Origin of the sequence: Streptomyces sp. NBC_00536, assembly GCF_036346295.1 — a bacterium.
Lineage (GTDB): Bacteria > Actinomycetota > Actinomycetes > Streptomycetales > Streptomycetaceae > Streptomyces.
This window is the reverse complement of the sequence record NZ_CP107819.1, coordinates 3,014,132-3,032,280: the sequence shown is the minus strand read 5'-3', so window position 1 is coordinate 3,032,280 and position 18,149 is coordinate 3,014,132. Positions and strand designations below refer to the sequence as shown.

Sequence of the window (18,149 nt, the reverse complement as noted above, 5' to 3'; positions counted from 1 at the left end):
GGTCCTCACGTCACACATCACATCCGGAAGATGCCGAAAGCAGAGTCGGCGAGGGGCGCGTTGGCGCAGGCGGTCAGGGCCAGTCCCAGCACCTGCCGGGTCTCCATCGGGTCGATGACCCCGTCGTCCCACAGCCGCGCGGTGGCGTAGTAGGCGTTGCCCTGTTCCTCGTACTGCGCGCGGATCGGGGCCTTGAAGGCGTCCTCGTCGTCGGCGGGCCACTCCTGGCCCGCGCCCTCGATCTGGTCGCGCTTGACCGTGGCGAGCACCGAGGCGGCCTGTTCGCCGCCCATGACCGAGATCTTGGCGTTGGGCCACATCCACAGGAAGCGGGGGCTGTAGGCCCGGCCGCACATGGAGTAGTTGCCCGCGCCGTACGAGCCGCCGACGACCACGGTCAGCTTGGGGACCCGGGTGCAGGCCACGGCCGTGACCATCTTCGCGCCGTGCTTGGCGATGCCGCCCGCCTCGTAGTCCCGGCCGACCATGAAGCCCGAGATGTTCTGGAGGAAGAGCAGGGGGATGCCGCGCTGGTCGCACAGCTCGATGAAGTGGGCGCCCTTCTGGGCGGATTCGGAGAACAGGATGCCGTTGTTGGCGACGATGCCGACCGGGTGGCCGTGGATCCGGGCGAAGCCGGTGACCAGGGTCTGCCCGAACTCGGCCTTGAACTCCTGGAAGCGGGAGCCGTCCGCGATGCGCGCGATGATCTCGCGGGCGTCGTACGGGGTGCGGGAGTCGACGGGCACCGCGCCGTAGAGGCCGAACGGATCCGCCTTCGGCTCCTCGGGAGCCTCCACCGACCACGGCGGCGCGCTCTTCTGCGGGAGCGTGGCCACGATGTTGCGGACGATCCGCAGCGCGTGCGCGTCGTCCTCGGCCAGGTGGTCGGTGACCCCGGAGATACGGGAGTGGACCTCGCCGCCGCCCAGCTCCTCGGCCGTGACCACCTCACCGGTGGCCGCCTTCACCAGCGGCGGGCCGCCGAGGAAGATGGTGCCCTGGCCGCGCACGATGACGGCCTCGTCGCTCATCGCCGGTACGTAGGCCCCGCCCGCGGTGCAGGAACCGAGCACGGCGGCGATCTGCGGGATGCCCGCGCCCGACATGCGGGCCTGGTTGTAGAAGATCCGGCCGAAGTGCTCGCGGTCGGGGAAGACCTCGTCCTGCATGGGCAGGAAGGCGCCGCCGGAGTCGACCAGGTACAGGCAGGGGAGCCGGTTCTCCAGCGCGACCTCCTGGGCGCGCAGGTGCTTCTTGACGGTCATCGGGTAGTACGTGCCGCCCTTGACGGTGGCGTCGTTCGCCACGATCACGCATTCGCGGCCGCTGACCCGGCCGATGCCCGCGATCACCCCGGCGGCGGGGGCGGCGCCCCCGTACATGCCCTCGGCGGCCAGCGGGGCCAGCTCCAGGAACGGCGAACCGGGGTCCAGGAGGGCGTCCACGCGGTCGCGCGGCAGGAGCTTCCCGCGGGCGGTGTGGCGGGCGCGGGCCTTCTCGCCGCCGCCGAGCCGGGCGGCGTCGAGCCGGGCCCGCAGCCCCTCGGTCAGCTCGCGGTGGGCGGCCTCGTTGGTCCGCCAGGCCTCGGACGCCGGATCGGCGGCGGTCGTCAGCACTGGTGCCTGCTGCATCCGTCGAGCTCCCTTGCTCGGTTAATGAGCGTTAACGCCTTACGCGCCATAGGTTAACGACCGCTAACGGCCCTGTCTAGAATGGATTCCCATGAGCACCAGAGCGGCCGCCCCCACCCGTCGCGAGCAGATCCTCAACGAGGCCGCTCGTCTCTTCGCCGAACGTGGATTCCACGGGGTCGGCGTGGACGAGATAGGGGCCGCGGTGGGCATCAGCGGCCCCGGCCTGTACCGCCATTTCGCGGGCAAGGACGCGATGCTCGCCGAGCTGCTCGTCGGGATCAGCGAACGGCTGCTGACCGGCGGCCGCCACCGGGTGGCGGAGGCCGCCGGGGACCCAGGATCGGTCCTCGCCTCGCTGATCGACGGCCACATCGACTTCGCCCTCGACGACCGGGCGCTGATCACCGTCCACGACCGCGAGCTGGACCGGCTGCGGGACGCCGACCGCAAGCTCGTGCGCCAGCTCCAGCGGCAGTACGTGGAGCTGTGGGTGGAGGTCGTCCGCGAACTGCACCCCGACGTGCCGCAGGCGGAGGTACGGATCTGCGTGCACGCCGTCTTCGGCCTGCTGAACTCCACCCCGCACCTGGGACCGCTGGGCCGCGAGGCCACCGAGTCGCTGCTGCGCCGGGTGGCGCACGGGGCGTTCGGGGCGCTGTCGGGGTGAGCGGGTGGGCCGCCGTCTTCCGGTGGGCGGGACGGAACGGACGCGTCCGGCCCTCCGGCGGCAGAATGGGGCCCATGCCGATAGAGACGCCCGTACCCAGCCGCGCCGAACTCATCGATCACCTGGTCCGCACCCGGATCGCCGGACAGGTCGCCACACCGCGCGAGAACAACCTCTCCCACTACCGCAAGCTCGCCAACGGCGACCGCCATTTCTGGCTGGGCCTGGAGCTGGGCGACCGCTGGACCGACGAACAGGACGTCCTCGCGGTCATGGCCGAGCGCTGCGGGGTCGTCGACGACCCGGCGCAGCTGCACGGCCAGGACACCATCGACCCCGAGCTGACCCTCGACGGCCTCGACCGGATGGCGGCGCGGCTGCACAAGGCCGCCCTGGACCAGCAGCGGGTGCTGTTCGCGACCGGACACCCGGGCGGGCTGCTCGACGTCCACCGCGCCACGGCGGCGGCCCTGCGGGCGGCTGGCTGCGAGATCGTGGTCATCCCGGCCGGGCTCGTGGCCGACGAGGGCTCGGTGTGGCAGTTCGCGGACGTGGCGGTGCTGGAGCGCGGGGCGACCCTGTGGCACACGCACTCGCCGAACCCGATGGCCGCGATCCTGGACGGGCTGGCGGCCGAGGGGCGGCCCCTGCCGGACTTGGTCGTCGCCGACCACGGGTGGGCCGGGTGCGCGGCCCAGCGGGGCCTGGACGCGGTGGGCTACGCCGACTGCAACGACCCGGCGCTCTTCCTCGGCGAGGCCGAGGGGACCCTCCAGGTCGCGGTCCCGCTGGACGACCACGTGCGCGACCCGCGGCACTACGACCCGATGGTGGCGTACCTGCTGAACGCGGCGGGGCTGCTGACGTAACCGGGGGTGACCCCGGTCAGCGCAGCCAGCCGCCCGTCACGGCCTGGACGGCCGAGCCGTCGAGGTCGGCCAGCTTCGGGGCGACGAAGTCCCGGGCCCAGTCCGAGGTCTGGACCCGGAACGGGGGGTGCTCGGCGGTCAGCGCCAGGGTGATCGGGGCGGCGGCCTCCGCGGGGGTCTGGGCGGCGGCGAAGGACTGCGTGGTGCGCTCGACGTAGGCCTTCAGCGCCGGGGCGTACGGGCCGGCCTCGGCGAGCATGGCCGGGATGTCGAGCTCCAGGCTGGCGACGAACTCGCTGGCCACGGCCCCCGGCTCGACGACGGTGACGTGGACGCCGACGCTCGCGGCGACCGGTGCGAGCGACTCCATGAACCCCTCGACGGCGAACTTGGCCGCGCAGTAGGCCTCGTTGAAGGGCTGGCCGACCACTCCGCCGACGCTGGTGACCGTGATGACCCGGCCGCCGGTGGCGCGCAGGTGGGGGAGGGCCGCGCGGGTGAGTTCGACGACGCCGAAGTAGTTGACCTCCATGGCGGAGCGGACCTGCTCCATGCCGTTCTGCTCGATGGTGCCCACCGAGCCCGCGCCGGCGTTGTTCACCACCGCGTCGAGCCGGCCGTGCTCCGCGATGACCTCGGCCACGCAGGCGGCGACGGAGTCGGCGTCGGTGACGTCGAGGCGCTTGACCTGTACGAGGCCGGACACGCCGGCCTCCTCGGCGGCCTTGAGCAGGGCGTCGGCGCGGCCGGTGTCGCGCATGGTGGCGACGGTGTGCCAGCCGGCCCCGGCGGCCGCGACGGCGGCGGCGAGGCCGATGCCGGTGGAGGTGCCGGTGATGAGGACGGTCTTGCGGGTCATGGGGGTCTCCTGAGCACAGGGGGGCGGGGGTCCATGCGAAGGGACAATATTCGCGTGTACACACACAGATTATCGTTGTGTGTGCGTGCACGCAAGCGGGTACCCTGGCCGGATGGCGCACAACGACTTCACCCTGGGCGAGCTCACCCCCCGCGACCACGCCTTCTACGGCCTCGTCTGGGCGGGCACCACCCTCACCGCCCGGGTGGACCAGGCCCTCAGCCGCCGCCACGACCTGCCGCTGTCCTGGTTCGAGGTCATGCTGTGGCTGCGGGCCCAGCGCGAGCCGGTCGCCCCCTCCGAGCTGGGGGCCAGGACCCTGCTCAGCCGCAGTCAGGTCTCGCGCGTCACCGACGCGCTCCAGGCCCGGGGCCTCGTCGAGCGCATACCCTCCCCGACGGACGCACGCTCGGTCCGCGTCGCCCTCACCGACGCCGGGCACCGCGCCTTCGAGGAGGCCGACGCCACCCGGCGCGAGGCGCTGGCCGAGGTGTTCGACGACCGGCTCGACGACGCGGACATCGCCGCGCTGGAAGCGGTCTGGGCCAAACTCAAGGCCAACCCGAAGCGCTAAGCCGAGCGGCGGGGCGTCGGGTCCAGGTAGACGCGGCGGATCGCGGGGTAGCGCTCGCGCAGCTGCGCCTCGGCCTCCTCGCAGGCCCGCTCCACCTGCCACGCCGCCGCCAGGTCGTGGAAGTCGATCTTCGCGGCGATCAGCACCTCGTCCGGCCCCTGCACCAGCGTGGTGAGTTCGAGGACCGCCTCGATGTGCGGCACGGACAGCAGCTCCTCGCGGACCCCGGCCCGCATCCGCTCCGGCAGCGGGCGGCCGATCAGGTACTGGGCGTTCGAGCGGCCCAGCTCCCACGCCACCCCCACCAGCAGCAGCCCGATCAGCAGCGACGCGATCCCGTCGTACGCCCCGGAGCCGGTCAGCTGCGCGCCCAGCAGGCCGCCCGCGGCCAGGGCGAGCCCGATCAGCGCGGCCACGTTCTCCAGCAGGACCGCCTTCACCGCCGTGTCGGGGGTGTGCTTCACGTACAGGCCGAGCGGGGCCCGCATCCGGGCCGCCTCGCCCTTCACCTGGCGCCAGGCGACCAGCAGCGAGTAGCCCTCCAGCAGGAACGCGACGCCGAGGATCAGGTACGAGAGCGTCGGGCTGCCCGGGTCCTCGCCGTGGACCAGCGTGTGGATCCCGTCGTACACGGCGAACACCGCGCCGCCGACGAAGGTGGCGATCGAGGCCAGCAGCGCCCAGATGTAGCGCTCCGGGCCGTAGCCCAGCGGATGCGCCTCGTCCGCGGGCTTCGCGCTGCGCTTGAGCGAGGCCAGCAGCAGCACCTCGGTCACGGTGTCGGCCACCGAATGGGCCGCCTCGGACAGCATCGCGCTGGATCCGCTGACGATCCCGCCGACCGCCTTCGCCGCCGCGATCCCCAGATTGGTGACCACCGCGACGAGGACCGTGCCGACGCTCTCGTCACCGACGCTCTCGGCGCCGGTACCGCGCGCGCCGTTTTCACCGCCCGGGCTGCCTTCGGTGCTGGACATGAGGCGACGGTACGTCGGCCGCCCCGGCTACGCGCGCGGGACGCGCACCACGCCCTCCTGGATGACGGTGACGGCGAGCCGCCCGTCCTGGGTCCAGATCCTGGCCTGCCCCAGCCCCCGCCCGGCGGCCGCCGAAGGGGACTCCTGGTCGTACAGCAGCCACTCGTCCGCGCGGAACGGCCGGTGGAACCACATCGCGTGGTCCAGCGAGGCGCCCACGACATCGCCGACCGCCCAGCCGCCCCGCCCGTGGGCGAGCAGCACCGAGTCGAGCAGGGTCATGTCCGAGACGTAGGTGGCCAGGCAGGTGTGCAGCAGGGGGTCGTCGTTCTCCAGCTTGCCCGCGGTACGGAACCACACCTGCGAGCGCGGCTCGACCGGCTCGCCGACGCTGCCCCACGGCGGGGTCGTCGCATAGCGCAGGTCCACCGCGCCCCGCGCCTCGATCAGCCGCTCCACCGTGCCCGGGTCGCGGAAGATCTCCCGGTACGCGGGCAGCGACTCGGCCGCGGTGGGCAGGGTCTCCGGATCGGGCGCGTCCGGCATCGCGACCTGGTGGTCGAGGCCGTCCTCGTACGTCTGGAACGACGCCGAGAGGTGGAAGATCGGCTGGCCGTGCTGGACGGCGACGACGCGGCGCGTGGTGAAGGAGCGCCCGTCACGGATCCGGTCCACCGAATACACGATGGGCGCGCCCGTGTCGCCGGTGCGCAGGAAGTACGAGTGCAGCGAATGTGCGGTGCGGTCCGCGGGGACGGTCCGCCCGGCCGCGACCAGGGCCTGCGCCGCGACCTGACCGCCGAAGACGCGCGGTACCAGCGAAGGGCGGCTGGTACCGCGGAAGATGTTCTCCTCGATCTGCTCCAGGTCGAGCAGATCGAGGAGCGACGTCAGTGCCTCGTTCATGGGGGAAGGGTAAGTGCCCGGATTCCCTACAGGCCCATGGACTTGGCGATGATGGACTTCATGACCTCGCTGGTGCCGCCGTAGATGCGGTTCACGCGGTTGTCGGCGTACAGGCGGGCGATCGGGTACTCGTTCATGTAGCCGTAACCGCCGTGCAGCTGGAGGCACTTGTCGATCACGCGGTGCGCGACCTCGGTGCAGAACAGCTTCGCGGACGCGGCCTCGGCGGCGGTCAGCTCACCGGCGTCCAGGGCCTCCAGCGCGCGGTCGGCGACGGCCTCGGCGGCGTCCACCTCGGCCTGGCAGGCGGCCAGTTCGAACTTGGTGTTCTGGAAGTGGGCGACCGGCTTGCCGAAGACGGTGCGGTCCGTCACGTACTGCTGGGCGAACCGGACGGCGGCCTTGGCCTGCGCGTAGGCGCCGAAGGCGATGCCCCAGCGCTCGGACGGCAGGTTGGCGCCGAGGTAGTAGAAGCCCTTGTTCTCCTCGCCCATCAGGTCCTCGACGGGCACCTTCACGTCGACGAACGCCAGCTCGGCGGTGTCGGAGGTGCGCAGGCCCAGCTTGTCGAGCTTGCGGCCGATCGAGTAGCCCTCGGACTTGGTGTCCACGGCGAAGAGGGAGATGCCGAAGCGGCGGTCGTCCTCGCGCGGGGCGGAGGTGCGGGCGCAGACGATCACGCGGTCGGCGTGGACGCCACCGGTGATGAAGGTCTTGGAGCCGTTGAGGACGTAGTGCGTGCCGTCCTCGGAGAGCTTGGCGGTGGTCTTCATGCCCGCGACGTCGGAGCCGGTGCCCGGCTCGGTCATCGCGAGGGCCCACATCTCCTCGCCGGTGACGAACTTCGGCAGGTAGCGCTTCTTCTGCTCGTCCGTGGAGAGCATCTTGATGTAGGGGAGCGCGAGCAGCACGTGCACGCCGGAGCCGCCGAAGTTCACGCCCGCGCGGGAGGTCTCTTCGTAGAGGACGGCCTCGAACTTGTGCGTGTCCAGGCCGGCGCCGCCGAACTCCTCGGGCACGTTGATGCCGAAGACGCCCAGGTCGCCGAGCTTGTAGTAGAAGTCGCGCGGAGCCTGGCCGGCCTGGAACCACTCGTCGTAGACGGGGACGACCTCGGCCTCGATGAAGGCGCGGATGGTCTCGCGGAACGCCTCGTGGTCCTCGTTGAATACAGTACGGCGCACGGCCGGCTCCCTTCGGTCGCGGCGGTCCGCCGCCATGGCTAAGCGCTTGCTCAGATTAAGTTACCGGTGAGTTGTCCGCGCTGTCCAGAGTGACGCCGGGCACGCCCCGGACCGGAGACGGCCTAGAAGCCGTTGCAGACCGCCGAGGCGAAGGGGCCCATCGCGCTCGCCGTGATCGGCGGGGCGTCGTCCACCGTCACCGAACAGGTGGCCGCGCCGCCGTCCGCGCCCAGCGTGACGATGAGCGAGCCGCCCTTGACGAAGCCCTTCGTGGTGATCACCTTCGTCCACGGCAGGTTCTGGCCGCCGACCTGGCTCGTGGACACGTTCCCGTCGCGCCAGCTGGAGTAGGAGATGGTCACGCCCGTGGCCTTGCCGGTCGCCGCGTACGTGATCTTCGCGGGCCGCCCGGCCTCCTCGGACACCTGGTGCGCGAAGACCGCGAAGAGGGCGGTGCAGCCGCCGAGCAGCAGGATCAGGAGCCCGAGCAGCACCCAGGGCCAGCGACGGCGCCCGCGCGACGGCGTGCCCGGGGGCGGGGGCGGGGGCGTGGGGTACTGCGGGCGCGGGGCCCAGCCCCGGGGTTCCGGGGAGCTGTCATCGGGTCGGCTCATGTCATCAGCGTCGCCCCGAACGCGGTCAGCCGCCCGGTGTGCCGCCGCGGAGCGCGAACCACAGCTCCATCCGGGTGTCCGGGTCGTCCAGGTCGAGCGCCAGCAGGGCCGCGCAGCGGGCGATGCGCTGGCGGACGGTGTTGCGGTGGACGCCGAGGGCGGCCGCGCTGCGGTCCCAGCTGCCGTGATGGGCCAGCCAGGCGCGCAGCGTGTCCGCCTGCGCCGGGTTCAGAGGCGCGAGCAGGGTCTCGGCGTATGCGCGGGCCTCCGCCGGGTCCAGCAGGGCGGCGATGCCGCCGGGAGTGTGCCGGGCCAGCGGGACCCGGGCCGCCTCGGCGCGCTCCAGGGCCCGCCGCGCCTGGGCCCCGGCGGTCCGCAGCGCCGCGGGACCGGCGGGCGCCCCGACCCCGAGCCGCCAGCCGGGCTGCGGGGCCGGGTCCCGGTCGGTGAGCAGGCGTACTCCGTCCTCGCGCGGGTCCAGCAGTACGGTCCCCAGCGCGGCCGCCAGGGCCGCCGGGTCGCCGCCGCCGCGCGCGTGGACGGCGTACCAGGGCCCCGGCCCCAGCGCCCCGGCCGGATCCCCGTCGAGCAGCAGCCGGGTCAGGGCGGCGGCCTCGTCCCCGCCGGGCCGGTGCGCGGTGAGCAGCGTCAGCAGGACGGCGGCGACCGAGGCCACGGTGTGGTCCCCGGGGGCGCGGACCGGGGTGGCGGTCCCGAGCGCCCGCGCGGGCCCGTGCCCGCCGGGGCGCGCGGGCCCGCCGTCCGGCGGGGGGGACGGCGCGGGGGGCGGTGCTTGCGGGGGCTCGGCGGGCGCCGGGGCGGGGCCCGGGTCCGGGGGGCGGTTCAGGGCGTGGGCCGTGAGGTGCCAGCCCGCGGCTTCGGCGGTGGCCGTGGCCGGGCCCCCGGCGCGGCCGACCCGGGCCAGCAGCGCGGCCAGTGCCTCGGCGGCGGGTGCGGGCGGGGCCGCGCCCGCCGAGCGGCCGTCGGGCGCCAGCTCGACCCGGCCGCCCAGGCTCGCCGCGAGGCGCCGCAGCACCGCCGTGACCGGGTCGGGGCGGGCCGCCGCGGCGGCCAGCGACTGCTGGGCCTCGGTGACCCGGCGCAGCTCCCGGGTACGGGCCTCCGCCATCAGCCGCCAGACCGCCCGGGCGACCGCGCTGAAGGGGGTGCCGGGCGGCACCTCCAGCAGCGGGAGGCCGGCCCGGTCGCAGGCTCCGGCCAGCCCCGGCGGGACCCGCTCGTGCACCGGGGCCACGCCGAAGCCGAGCGCGGCGACACCGGCGCGGGCGAGCCGGGCGACGTAGGCATCGGGGTCGTCCAGTGCGGCGCCGGCGGTCAGCAGCAGCTCGCCGCCCAGCAGGTACGGCGACGGGTCGGCCATCTCGGAGGCGTGCACGCCGTGCACGTCCGCCCCGTCGGGCCCCGCCAGGTGCCGCAGCCCCAGCTCCCGGTCACGCAGCAGTGCGGAGAGTGCGACCGGGGGAGTGGGGGGCGGGGCCGCCTCCATGGATGCTCCGTACACATCGGGGACGCTTGATGGAGGAAACGTACACTGCGCGCGCCCGGGGTGTCCGTTTACGCTCGAAGCACCGCACCCGCACCGCACCGCAGGACCTTCAGGAAGGGCACCCCCCATGAGCACGCAGCCCCGCGGCCCCGTCGACTCCTCCCGCATCCCGCGCTACGCGGGCCCCGCGACCTTCGCCCGGCTGCCCCGCCTCGACGAGGTCGGCGGCAAGGCGGACGTGGCCGTCGTCGGCGTGCCCTTCGACTCCGGTGTCTCCTACCGCCCCGGCGCCCGCTTCGGCGGCAACGCCATCCGCGAGGCCTCCCGCCTGCTGCGCCCGTACAACCCGGCGCAGGACGCCTCCCCCTTCGCCCTCGCGCAGGTCGCCGACGCCGGTGACATCGCGGCGAACCCCTTCAACATCAACGAGGCCGTCGACACGATCGAGGCCGCGGCCGACGAGCTGATCGGCAACGGCTCCCGCCTGATGACCCTCGGCGGCGACCACACCATCGCGCTGCCGCTGCTGCGCTCGGTGGCGAAGAAGCACGGCCCGGTGGCGCTGCTGCACTTCGACGCGCACCTCGACACCTGGGACACGTACTTCGGCGCCGAGTACACGCACGGCACGCCGTTCCGCCGGGCGGTCGAGGAGGGCATCCTCGACACCGAGGCGCTCTCGCACGTCGGCACCCGCGGCCCGCTCTACGGCAAGCAGGACCTGGACGACGACGCCAAGATGGGCTTCGGCATCGTCACCTCGGCGGACGTCTACCGGCGCGGCGCCGACGAGGTCGCCGACCAGCTGCGCCAGCGCATCGGCGACCGCCCGCTGTACATCTCGATCGACATCGACGTGCTGGACCCGGCGCACGCCCCCGGCACCGGCACGCCCGAGGCGGGCGGCATGACCTCCCGCGAGCTGCTGGAGATCATCCGCGGCCTGTCGTCCTGCAACCTGGTTTCCGCAGACGTGGTCGAGGTCGCCCCGGCGTACGATCACGCGGAGATCACTTCGGTCGCGGCCTCGCACACCGCGTACGAGCTGACCACGATCATGAGCCGTCAGATCGCTGCCGCCAGGCAGGGTCGATAAGCACAGCGCCGCGGCGAAGGCGAACCCGAAGGGCAAGTAAGACACGTGACGCACGACCACGACCTGGTACTCCGTCCCACCCCCGCCCAGACGGCGGCCGCCCTGGCCCCGCCGCCGGGCCGGACGGGCGGGGACCTGGTCGTGGAAACGCTGCGTTCGCTCGGCGCCAACACCGTCTTCGGCCTGCCCGGCCAGCACGCCCTCGCCCTCTTCGACGCGCTGGGCCGCTGCGACCTGCGGCTGATCAGCATGCGGGTGGAGAACAACGCCGGGTTCGCCGCCGACGCGTACGGCCGCCTCACGGGCGAGGCCGTCCCGCTGCTGCTCTCCACCGGGCCGGGCGCGCTGACGGCGCTGCCCGCCCTGGCGGAGGCGGCCGCCGCCTCCGCCCCGGTCGTCGCCATCTCCTCGCAGGTGCCGACCGCGGGCCTGGGCGGCGGGCGGCGCGGCCACCTGCACGAACTGCGGGACCAGGCGGCCTCGTTCCGGGACGTGGTGAAGTCCGTCCACATCGCGCGGACGCCGTCCCAGATCCCCTCGGTCGTGGCCGAGGCGTGGGAGTCGGCGCTGACCGCCCCGCACGGCCCGGTCTGGGTCGAGATCCCGGAAGACGTCCTGCGCGCGGAAACCTTCATCCCGCAGGTCACGGGCGTGGACGCGACCCCGCACGACCTCGCCCCGCGGCCCGAGCTGACGGCGCTGGCCGCGCACTGGCTGGAGCGGGCCGCCCGGCCGGTGATCATCGCGGGCGGCGGGGTCATCCGCTCGGACGCGGCGGGCAAGCTGAAGCAGCTGGCCGAACGCCTGAACGCCCCGGTCGTCACCACTTTCGGCGGCAAGGGCGCCTTCCCCTGGACACACCCGCTGTCCCTCCAGTCCTGGCTGGAGGACCGCCACATGACGGACTTCCTGGAGGACGCCGACGTACTTCTCGTCGTCGGGTCGGGCCTGGGGGAACTCTCCTCGAACTATCACACGTTCTTCCCGGAGGGCCGGGTCGTCCAGATCGAGGCCGACCTCGGGAAGCTGGAGTCCAACCACGCCGGGCTCGGCATCCACGCCGACGCGCGGCTCGCCCTCCAGGCGCTGCTGGAGACGGTCGCCGAGCGCCCGGACCCCGGCGCGCCCGAGCGCGTCCGCGCGGTGTTGGCCGCGATCGCCGAGCGCCTGTCCACCCAGGACGTGACCCTGGAGCAGTCCCTCCTGACCTCCATCAGGGCCGCCCTGCCCCCGCGCTCGCCGTCCTTCTGGGACATGACGATGCTGTCGTACTGGGCCTGGTCCGCCTTCGACCCGAAGCACCCCAACACCATGCACTCGGCCCAGGGCGCGGGCGGCCTCGGCTACGCCTTCCCGGCCGCCCTCGGCGCCTGCGCCGCCGAACCGGGCACCCCGGTCCTGGCCGTCTCCGGCGACGGCGGCGCCATGTACTCCCTGGCGGAACTGGCCACCGCGCGCCAGTACGACCTGGACGTGGCCTGGCTGATCGTGGACGACGGCGGCTACGGCATCCTGCGCGAGTACATGGCCGAGTCCTTCGACGGCCGCACCACGGGCACGGAACTCACCCGCCCCGACTTCGTCGCCCTGGCCGAGTCCTTCGGCATCCCCGCGGCCACCACCACCCCGGAATCCCTGCGCGCGGACCTGAAGAAGTCCCTCGCCACCCCGGGCCCCTCGGTCCTGGTCCTCCCGGCCACCCTGAAGATGTTCACCCCGACCCACGTCTGAGCAGTGCTCAGGCCGCTTCGTGGTCGTGGGCGGTGAAGACCACGTGCGAGGTCTCCCCGACGAGCCGGAGATTCAGCTCGGACTCCATGGCCCGCGCCAGCCGTGCCAGCAGCGGCACGGTCGGCACGGTGCCGCCGAGCTCCAGCTTGGACACCTGCGGCTGCGACATCCCGGCCCGCCGCGCCAGCTCGCTCTGCGAGATCCCGAGCGCGGTCCGCCGGTCGTAAACGGCCTGCCCGAGATCCCAGGCCAGCCGGATCTCCTCCCGGTGCTTGGTCACCTCGGGGCTCTCGGAGAACCCTTGTGCGACCTGCTTGTCCCGGGCCAACTTCCAATGTGCGTGGCTCACCATCAGGAGCTCCTTCCTACGGCTCACGGCTGAACACGTCGTGGGCGGGTTCGTGCTGCGCTTCACAGACCGCCTTCGCCAGCTTGGCGCGCGCGACTTCCGCGTCGTCGCGCTGCCTCGTTTTACGGAAGACCGTCAGTAGAACCACTCGGCGCCCCGGGGCCAGCCAGTACGAGATTCTGACAGCGTCTCGACTGGGGCCGATGTCGAATCGCAATTCCCGGACGCCGTTACCCAGGTAGCGCGAGTGGGGTTCGCCGAGCGTGGTCGCGTCGGTGGAAAGCCGGACAGCCGCGTGCTCGGCCGCCCTGTAGTCCGCGTCGGAGAGGTTCATCAGCCAAAGACGGACCTCCGGCTCGATCTCGATGTCGAAGTCATCCATACGCCGGAACGTATAGACGCTTCAGTGTATGGCGGACCGTAACGGGACGGAATCCCTCGTGTGGGTGACCGCCCGGCAGGCGCGCGGGGTGCTCCAAGCCGAAGGCCTGGAGGAGGTATGCAAGGGCGCCGGGGTGCCCGTGGTGCTGGTGTGCCGAACGGCCGCGCCGTAATGCTGCGCTCCTCCTGGCTCCGGCGATATGCTTCATATGCACTCAGCCTAGGAGGTATATGTGATGTCCAACCTCTACGTGGAAGTCGATGACGACGCGTTGGCCGACGCCGCCGCGATACTGGGCACGAAGTCGAAGAAGGACACGGTCAACGCCGCCCTGCATGAGGTCGCGCGCCGCCGCCGGAGGCTGGAGGCGCTCGAAGAGCTCATGGAGATGGGCCAGCGCGGTGACTTCGACATCCTCCTGGACAAGGCCAACTACCGCCGATGAGTTCGCTGACCCATTTGATCGACACCTCTGCCGTGGCCCGCATCATGACGAACGTGGACGTCGGCAAGGTGTGGGCCGACCATCTGGCCGAGGGTGTCATCGGCTTCTGCGAGGTGACGGAGCTGGAGATCCTCTTCTCCGCCCGCTCCCTCGCTGACCGGCTGAGGAAGGAAGAGCTCATGGAGCGGCTCTTCAACTGGACCCCCATGCCGGACAGCGTGTACAGCCGGGCCCGCGCCGTGCAGCGGCTGCTCACCGACCGGGGCGAGCACCGCAGCGCCGGACCCGTCGATCTCCTTGTCGCGGCGACCGCCGAGCTGTCGGGGCTGACCCTGCTCCACTACGACGCCGACTTCGAGACCGTCGCCCGCGTGACCGGCCAGCCGACGAAGTGGGTGGTACCGCCAGGGACCGCATAACCCTGTTCGATTGTTGCCGCGGGATGAAATCCGCCGGTCGGAGCGTTGGGGCTTCCGGCAGGACAGGTGGCAGGACGGACGGGGAGGCTTCACGTGGCGGCGGCGGAGAAACAGGGCTGGGGCAGGCGGCTGACCGGGTACACCTGGCGCTACAAGGCCAATGTGCTGCTGGCGCTCGGGTCCTCGCTCGGCGGGATGGCCGTGATGGCGCTGGTGCCGCTGGTCACCAAGGTGATCATCGACGACGTCATCGGGGACAAGAGCAAGCCGATGGCCCCCTGGGCCGGGATGCTCATAGGCGCCGCGCTCCTCGTGTACGTGCTGACCTACATACGCAGGTACTACGGCGGGCGGCTCGCCCTCGACGTGCAGCACGACCTGCGCACCGACATGTTCGCCACCATCGGCCGCCTCGACGGCCGGCGCCAGGACGAGCTGTCCACCGGCCAGGTCGTCGGCCGGGCCACCAGTGACCTGCAGCTGATTCAAGGGCTGCTGTTCATGCTTCCCATGACCATCGGGAACTTCCTGCTCTTCGGGATATCCCTCGCGATCATGCTGTGGCTGTCGCCGTTGCTGACCCTGGTCGCCGTGCTGATGGCCCCGGCCCTCTGGTTCATCGCCAAGCTCAGCCGCAAGAAGCTCTTCCCCGCCACCTGGTACGCCCAGGGCCAGGCCGCCGCCGTCGCGACCGTGGTCGACGGGGCCGTGACCGGCGTACGCGTCGTGAAGGGCTTCGGCCAGGAGGAGCAGGAGACCGGCAAGCTCCGCGAGGCCGGGCGGCGGCTGTTCGCCGGGCGGATGCGCACCATCCGGCTGAACTCCCGCTACACCCCCGCCCTGCAGGCCGTACCCGCCCTCGGGCAGGTCGCGATCCTGGCCCTCGGCGGCTGGATGGCCACCAAGGGCGAGGTCACCCTCGGCACCTTCGTGGCCTTCTCCACCTACCTCGCCCAGCTCGTCGGCCCCGTCCGGATGCTCGCCATGGTGCTGACCGTCGGCCAGCAGGCCCGGGCCGGCGTCGAGCGCGTGCTGGAGCTGATCGACACCGAGCCGGTCATCCGGGAGGGCGCCCACGCGCTGCCCGCCGACGCGCCCGCGACCGTGGAGTTCGACGCGGTGGGCTTCGGGTACGACCCGGAGCGGCCCGTCCTCGACGGGTTCTCCCTCTCCATCGAGGCGGGGGAGACCGTCGCCGTCGTCGGTGCCTCGGGCAGCGGCAAGTCCACCGTCTCGCTGCTCCTGCCCCGCTTCTACGACGCCGACCGCGGCGCCGTCCGCGTCGGCGGGCACGACGTGCGCGAGCTGACCTACGCCTCGCTGCGCGCCGCGATCGGGCTCGTGCCGGAAGATTCGTTCCTCTTCTCCGACACCATCCGCTCCAACATCGCCTACGGGCACCCCGGCGCCACCGACGAACAGGTCGAGGCCGCCGCCCGCGCCGCCCAGGCCGACGGGTTCATCGCGGACCTGCCCGCCGGGTACGACACCAAGGTCGGCGAGCAGGGCCTCACCCTCTCCGGCGGCCAGCGCCAGCGCATCGCGCTCGCCCGCGCCATCCTCACTGACCCCCGGCTGCTGCTCCTCGACGACGCGACCTCGGCGGTCGACGCCCGCGTCGAGCACGAGATCCACGAGGCGCTGCGCTCCGTCATGGCGGGCCGCACCACCCTGCTGATCGCCCACCGCCGCTCCACGCTCGCCCTGGCCGACCGGATCGCCGTACTCGACCGGGGACGGCTCTCGGACGTCGGCACGCACGAGGAGCTGGAGCGCCGCTCCGCGCTCTACCGGCGGCTGCTGACCGACCCCGACGCGCTCGGCGCCGGATCGCCCCGCACCGAGGAGCCCGCCGCCGTCATCGCGGGCCTCGAACGGGACCTGGAACGCGATCTCGAACGGGACCTGGAACTCGAAGCGGAGATCGACTCCGAGCAGGTCGGCGCCAAGCGCCGGGTCGCCGACGGGGTCACCCCCGAACTGTGGCGCCGCCAAGAAGAGACGGACGGGGTCACGGCCCCCACCGCGAGCGGCGCCCCCGCCCACTCCCTGGCCGCGAGCGTCGGAGGGATGCCCGCCACCCCCGAACTCCTCGCCCAGGTGGCCGCGCTGCCGCCCGCCGACGACACCCCCGAGGTGGACGAGGCCCGCGCCGCGGGCGCCGAGAGCAGCTACGGCGTCCGCCACCTGCTGCGCGGCTTCTGGGCGCCGCTCGCCATCAGCCTCGCCCTGGTCGCCCTGGACGCGGGCGCCGGTCTGCTGCTGCCGATCCTGATCCGGCACGGCATCGACCAGGGTGTCGAGCGGCTCGCGCTCGGCGCGGTCTGGGTGGCCGCGGGCCTGGCGCTGGCCGTGGTCCTCACCCAGTGGGCCGCGCAGTTCGCCGAGACCCGGATGACCGGGCGGACCGGCGAGCGCGTGCTGTACGCCCTGCGCGTCAAGATCTTCGCGCAGCTCCAGCGGCTCGGCCTCGACTACTACGAGCGCGAGCTGACCGGCAAGATCATGACCCGGATGACCACGGACGTGGACGCCCTGTCCAGCTTCCTGCAGACCGGTCTGGTCACCGCCGTCGTCTCCGTCTTCACCTTCCTCGGCATCCTCGTCGCGCTGCTCGTCCTCGACGCCGAGCTGGCCCTCATCGTGTTCGCGACCCTGCCCCTGCTGGTCATCGCCACCGTGGTCTTCCGCCGCAAGTCGGTGGCGGCGTACGAGCTGGCCCGCGACCGGGTCGGCCTGGTCAACGCCGACCTCCAGGAGTCGGTGTCGGGCCTGCGCATCGTCCAGGCCTTCCGCCGCGAGGGCGCCGGCGCCATGAGGTTCGCCGAGCGCAGCCACTCCTACCGCGAGGCCCGGGTCCGCGGCCAGTGGCTGATATCGGTCTACTTCCCCTTCGTCCAGCTCCTGTCCTCGGTCGCCGCGGCCGCCGTGCTGATCGTCGGCGCGGGCCGGGTCGAGGCGGGCACGCTGACCACCGGCGCGCTGGTCGCGTACCTGCTCTACATCGACCTGTTCTTCGCTCCCGTGCAGCAGCTCTCCCAGGTCTTCGACGGCTACCAGCAGGCCACCGTCTCGCTCGGCCGGATCCAGGGGCTGCTGCGCGAGCCCACCACCACCCCGCTGTCCGCCGAGCCGCGCGAGGTGCCCGTGCTGCGCGGCGAGATCGCCTTCGAGGACGTCCGGTTCCAGTACGGGACCGCCGAGGAGCGCGGTGCCAAGGGCGACGCCCTGGGCGGCATCAGCCTGCGGATACCCGCGGGGCAGACCGTCGCGTTCGTCGGCGAGACCGGAGCGGGCAAGTCCACCCTGGTCAAGCTGGTCGCCCGGTTCTACGACCCCACCTCGGGCCGGGTCACCGCCGACGGCGCGGACCTGCGCGACCTGGACCTCACGGCGTACCGCCACCGGCTCGGCGTTGTCCCCCAGGAGTCGTACCTCTTCGCGGGGACCGTGCGCGACGCCATCGCCTACGGGCGGCCCGGCGCGAGCGACGCCGAGGTGGAGGGGGCCGCGCGCGCCGTCGGGGCGCACGAGATGATCGCGACCCTGGACGGCGGCTACCTGCACACCGTCGCCGAGCGCGGCCGCAACCTCTCCGCCGGCCAGCGCCAGCTGATCGCGCTGGCCCGCGCGGAACTCGTCGACCCGGACATCCTGCTCCTCGACGAGGCCACCGCCGCCCTCGACCTGGCCACCGAGGGCCTGGTCAACCAGGCCACCGACCGGCTCGCGGGCAAGCGCACCACCCTGGTGGTGGCCCACCGGCTGACCACCGCCGCCCGCGCCGACCGGGTCGTGGTGATGGACCGCGGCCGGGTCGTGGAGGACGGCACCCACGTCGAACTGCTGGCCCGCGGCGGCCGGTACGCCGACCTGTGGCGGACCTTCGTCGGCGAGGACGAGCGCGCCGCCGCCTGACCCCAGCGCCTGACC

General features: G+C 72.8%; 18 protein-coding genes. 9 read left to right on the top strand and 9 right to left on the bottom strand.

Annotation, left to right across the window (positions count from 1 at the left end):
- Positions 1 to 17: 17 nt before the first annotated feature.
- The gene (locus OHS33_RS13080; protein ID WP_330330574.1) at positions 18 to 1,634 is read right to left on the bottom strand and encodes a carboxyl transferase domain-containing protein; all 1,617 of its coding nucleotides are present in this window, start codon (positions 1,632 to 1,634) and stop codon (positions 18 to 20) included.
- Positions 1,635 to 1,725: 91 nt separating this feature from the next.
- On the opposite strand from OHS33_RS13080, the gene OHS33_RS13075 reads away from it, so the two are divergent.
- Positions 1,726 to 2,304, top strand: coding sequence for an SACE_7040 family transcriptional regulator (locus OHS33_RS13075; protein WP_330330573.1), 579 nt, complete (start codon positions 1,726 to 1,728; stop codon positions 2,302 to 2,304).
- 65 nt (positions 2,305 to 2,369) lie between these two features.
- A complete protein-coding gene (locus tag OHS33_RS13070; protein ID WP_330330572.1) occupies positions 2,370 to 3,173 on the top strand; it encodes a phosphatase in 804 nt (267 codons plus the stop codon).
- 16 nt (positions 3,174 to 3,189) lie between these two features.
- Here the strand turns inward: OHS33_RS13070 and OHS33_RS13065 are convergent, their stop codons facing one another.
- Positions 3,190 to 4,032 carry an SDR family NAD(P)-dependent oxidoreductase gene (locus tag OHS33_RS13065; RefSeq protein ID WP_330330571.1) on the bottom strand — a complete coding sequence of 281 codons (843 nt, stop codon included), beginning with the start codon at positions 4,030 to 4,032 and terminating at the stop codon, positions 3,190 to 3,192.
- A 112-nt stretch (positions 4,033 to 4,144) separates the two neighbouring features.
- Here OHS33_RS13065 and OHS33_RS13060 point away from each other — a divergent pair, with 112 nt between their 5' ends.
- The gene (locus OHS33_RS13060) at positions 4,145 to 4,606 is read left to right on the top strand and encodes a MarR family winged helix-turn-helix transcriptional regulator (protein WP_330330570.1); all 462 of its coding nucleotides are present in this window, start codon (positions 4,145 to 4,147) and stop codon (positions 4,604 to 4,606) included.
- Here OHS33_RS13060 and OHS33_RS13055 read toward each other — a convergent pair.
- The 5 genes from OHS33_RS13055 to OHS33_RS13035 form a co-directional block, all read right to left on the bottom strand.
- Positions 4,603 to 5,583, bottom strand: a complete 981-nt coding sequence (locus OHS33_RS13055) for a cation diffusion facilitator family transporter (protein WP_330330569.1) — start codon at positions 5,581 to 5,583, stop codon at positions 4,603 to 4,605. The genes OHS33_RS13060 and OHS33_RS13055 overlap by 4 nt on opposite strands.
- 27 nt (positions 5,584 to 5,610) lie before the next feature.
- A complete protein-coding gene (locus tag OHS33_RS13050) occupies positions 5,611 to 6,489 on the bottom strand; it encodes an acyl-CoA thioesterase (protein ID WP_330330568.1) in 879 nt (292 codons plus the stop codon).
- 26 nt (positions 6,490 to 6,515) lie between these two features.
- Positions 6,516 to 7,673, bottom strand: coding sequence for an acyl-CoA dehydrogenase family protein (locus OHS33_RS13045; RefSeq protein WP_330330567.1), 1,158 nt, complete (start codon positions 7,671 to 7,673; stop codon positions 6,516 to 6,518).
- Between the two features lie 122 nt (positions 7,674 to 7,795).
- Complete coding sequence (locus OHS33_RS13040; protein ID WP_330330566.1) at positions 7,796 to 8,287, bottom strand: hypothetical protein; 492 nt, start codon at positions 8,285 to 8,287, stop codon at positions 7,796 to 7,798.
- 25 nt (positions 8,288 to 8,312) lie between these two features.
- Positions 8,313 to 9,794: a PucR family transcriptional regulator gene (locus tag OHS33_RS13035; protein ID WP_330330565.1), complete on the bottom strand. Its 1,482-nt coding sequence runs from the start codon at positions 9,792 to 9,794 to the stop codon at positions 8,313 to 8,315.
- A gap of 127 nt (positions 9,795 to 9,921) precedes the next feature.
- Here OHS33_RS13035 and speB point away from each other — a divergent pair, with 127 nt between their 5' ends.
- The gene (gene speB, locus OHS33_RS13030; protein ID WP_274553215.1) at positions 9,922 to 10,890 is read left to right on the top strand and encodes an agmatinase; all 969 of its coding nucleotides are present in this window, start codon (positions 9,922 to 9,924) and stop codon (positions 10,888 to 10,890) included.
- A 45-nt stretch (positions 10,891 to 10,935) separates the two neighbouring features.
- On the top strand, positions 10,936 to 12,621 hold the full coding sequence (locus OHS33_RS13025; protein ID WP_330330564.1) for a thiamine pyrophosphate-binding protein: 1,686 nt from the start codon (positions 10,936 to 10,938) through the stop codon (positions 12,619 to 12,621).
- A gap of 7 nt (positions 12,622 to 12,628) precedes the next feature.
- Here the strand turns inward: OHS33_RS13025 and OHS33_RS13020 are convergent, their stop codons facing one another.
- Together OHS33_RS13020 and OHS33_RS13015 are read right to left on the bottom strand one after the other, a co-directional pair.
- The gene (locus tag OHS33_RS13020; RefSeq protein ID WP_330330563.1) at positions 12,629 to 12,973 is read right to left on the bottom strand and encodes a helix-turn-helix domain-containing protein; all 345 of its coding nucleotides are present in this window, start codon (positions 12,971 to 12,973) and stop codon (positions 12,629 to 12,631) included.
- A 13-nt stretch (positions 12,974 to 12,986) separates the two neighbouring features.
- On the bottom strand, positions 12,987 to 13,352 hold the full coding sequence (locus OHS33_RS13015) for a type II toxin-antitoxin system RelE/ParE family toxin (protein WP_330330562.1): 366 nt from the start codon (positions 13,350 to 13,352) through the stop codon (positions 12,987 to 12,989).
- 28 nt (positions 13,353 to 13,380) lie between these two features.
- On the opposite strand from OHS33_RS13015, the gene OHS33_RS13010 reads away from it, so the two are divergent.
- The 4 genes from OHS33_RS13010 to OHS33_RS12995 all read left to right on the top strand — a co-directional run bounded on the left by OHS33_RS13010 (position 13,381) and on the right by OHS33_RS12995 (position 18,134).
- Positions 13,381 to 13,524 (top strand): hypothetical protein, encoded by a 144-nt coding sequence (locus OHS33_RS13010; RefSeq protein ID WP_330330561.1) that lies wholly within the window; start codon positions 13,381 to 13,383, stop codon positions 13,522 to 13,524.
- Between the two features lie 63 nt (positions 13,525 to 13,587).
- The gene (locus OHS33_RS13005; protein WP_330330560.1) at positions 13,588 to 13,797 is read left to right on the top strand and encodes a type II toxin-antitoxin system VapB family antitoxin; all 210 of its coding nucleotides are present in this window, start codon (positions 13,588 to 13,590) and stop codon (positions 13,795 to 13,797) included.
- A complete protein-coding gene (locus OHS33_RS13000; protein ID WP_330330559.1) occupies positions 13,794 to 14,216 on the top strand; it encodes a PIN domain nuclease in 423 nt (140 codons plus the stop codon). Before OHS33_RS13005 ends, OHS33_RS13000 begins: the two co-directional genes overlap by 4 nt.
- A gap of 93 nt (positions 14,217 to 14,309) precedes the next feature.
- The gene (locus OHS33_RS12995; protein ID WP_330330558.1) at positions 14,310 to 18,134 is read left to right on the top strand and encodes an ABC transporter ATP-binding protein; all 3,825 of its coding nucleotides are present in this window, start codon (positions 14,310 to 14,312) and stop codon (positions 18,132 to 18,134) included.
- Positions 18,135 to 18,149 lie beyond the last annotated feature (15 nt).

Coding starts and splice junctions, on each gene's coding strand:
- OHS33_RS13080 (WP_330330574.1), bottom strand. CDS start 1,634: ATGCAGCAGGCACCAGTGCTGACGACCGCCGCCGATCCGGCGTCCGAG.
- OHS33_RS13075 (WP_330330573.1), top strand. CDS start 1,726: ATGAGCACCAGAGCGGCCGCCCCCACCCGTCGCGAGCAGATCCTCAAC.
- OHS33_RS13070 (WP_330330572.1), top strand. CDS start 2,370: ATGGGGCCCATGCCGATAGAGACGCCCGTACCCAGCCGCGCCGAACTC.
- OHS33_RS13065 (WP_330330571.1), bottom strand. CDS start 4,032: ATGACCCGCAAGACCGTCCTCATCACCGGCACCTCCACCGGCATCGGC.
- OHS33_RS13060 (WP_330330570.1), top strand. CDS start 4,145: ATGGCGCACAACGACTTCACCCTGGGCGAGCTCACCCCCCGCGACCAC.
- OHS33_RS13055 (WP_330330569.1), bottom strand. CDS start 5,583: ATGTCCAGCACCGAAGGCAGCCCGGGCGGTGAAAACGGCGCGCGCGGT.
- OHS33_RS13050 (WP_330330568.1), bottom strand. CDS start 6,489: ATGAACGAGGCACTGACGTCGCTCCTCGATCTGCTCGACCTGGAGCAG.
- OHS33_RS13040 (WP_330330566.1), bottom strand. CDS start 8,287: ATGAGCCGACCCGATGACAGCTCCCCGGAACCCCGGGGCTGGGCCCCG.
- OHS33_RS13035 (WP_330330565.1), bottom strand. CDS start 9,794: ATGGAGGCGGCCCCGCCCCCCACTCCCCCGGTCGCACTCTCCGCACTG.
- speB (WP_274553215.1), top strand. CDS start 9,922: ATGAGCACGCAGCCCCGCGGCCCCGTCGACTCCTCCCGCATCCCGCGC.
- OHS33_RS13020 (WP_330330563.1), bottom strand. CDS start 12,973: ATGGTGAGCCACGCACATTGGAAGTTGGCCCGGGACAAGCAGGTCGCA.
- OHS33_RS13015 (WP_330330562.1), bottom strand. CDS start 13,352: ATGGATGACTTCGACATCGAGATCGAGCCGGAGGTCCGTCTTTGGCTG.
- OHS33_RS13010 (WP_330330561.1), top strand. CDS start 13,381: ATGGCGGACCGTAACGGGACGGAATCCCTCGTGTGGGTGACCGCCCGG.
- OHS33_RS13005 (WP_330330560.1), top strand. CDS start 13,588: ATGTCCAACCTCTACGTGGAAGTCGATGACGACGCGTTGGCCGACGCC.
- OHS33_RS13000 (WP_330330559.1), top strand. CDS start 13,794: ATGAGTTCGCTGACCCATTTGATCGACACCTCTGCCGTGGCCCGCATC.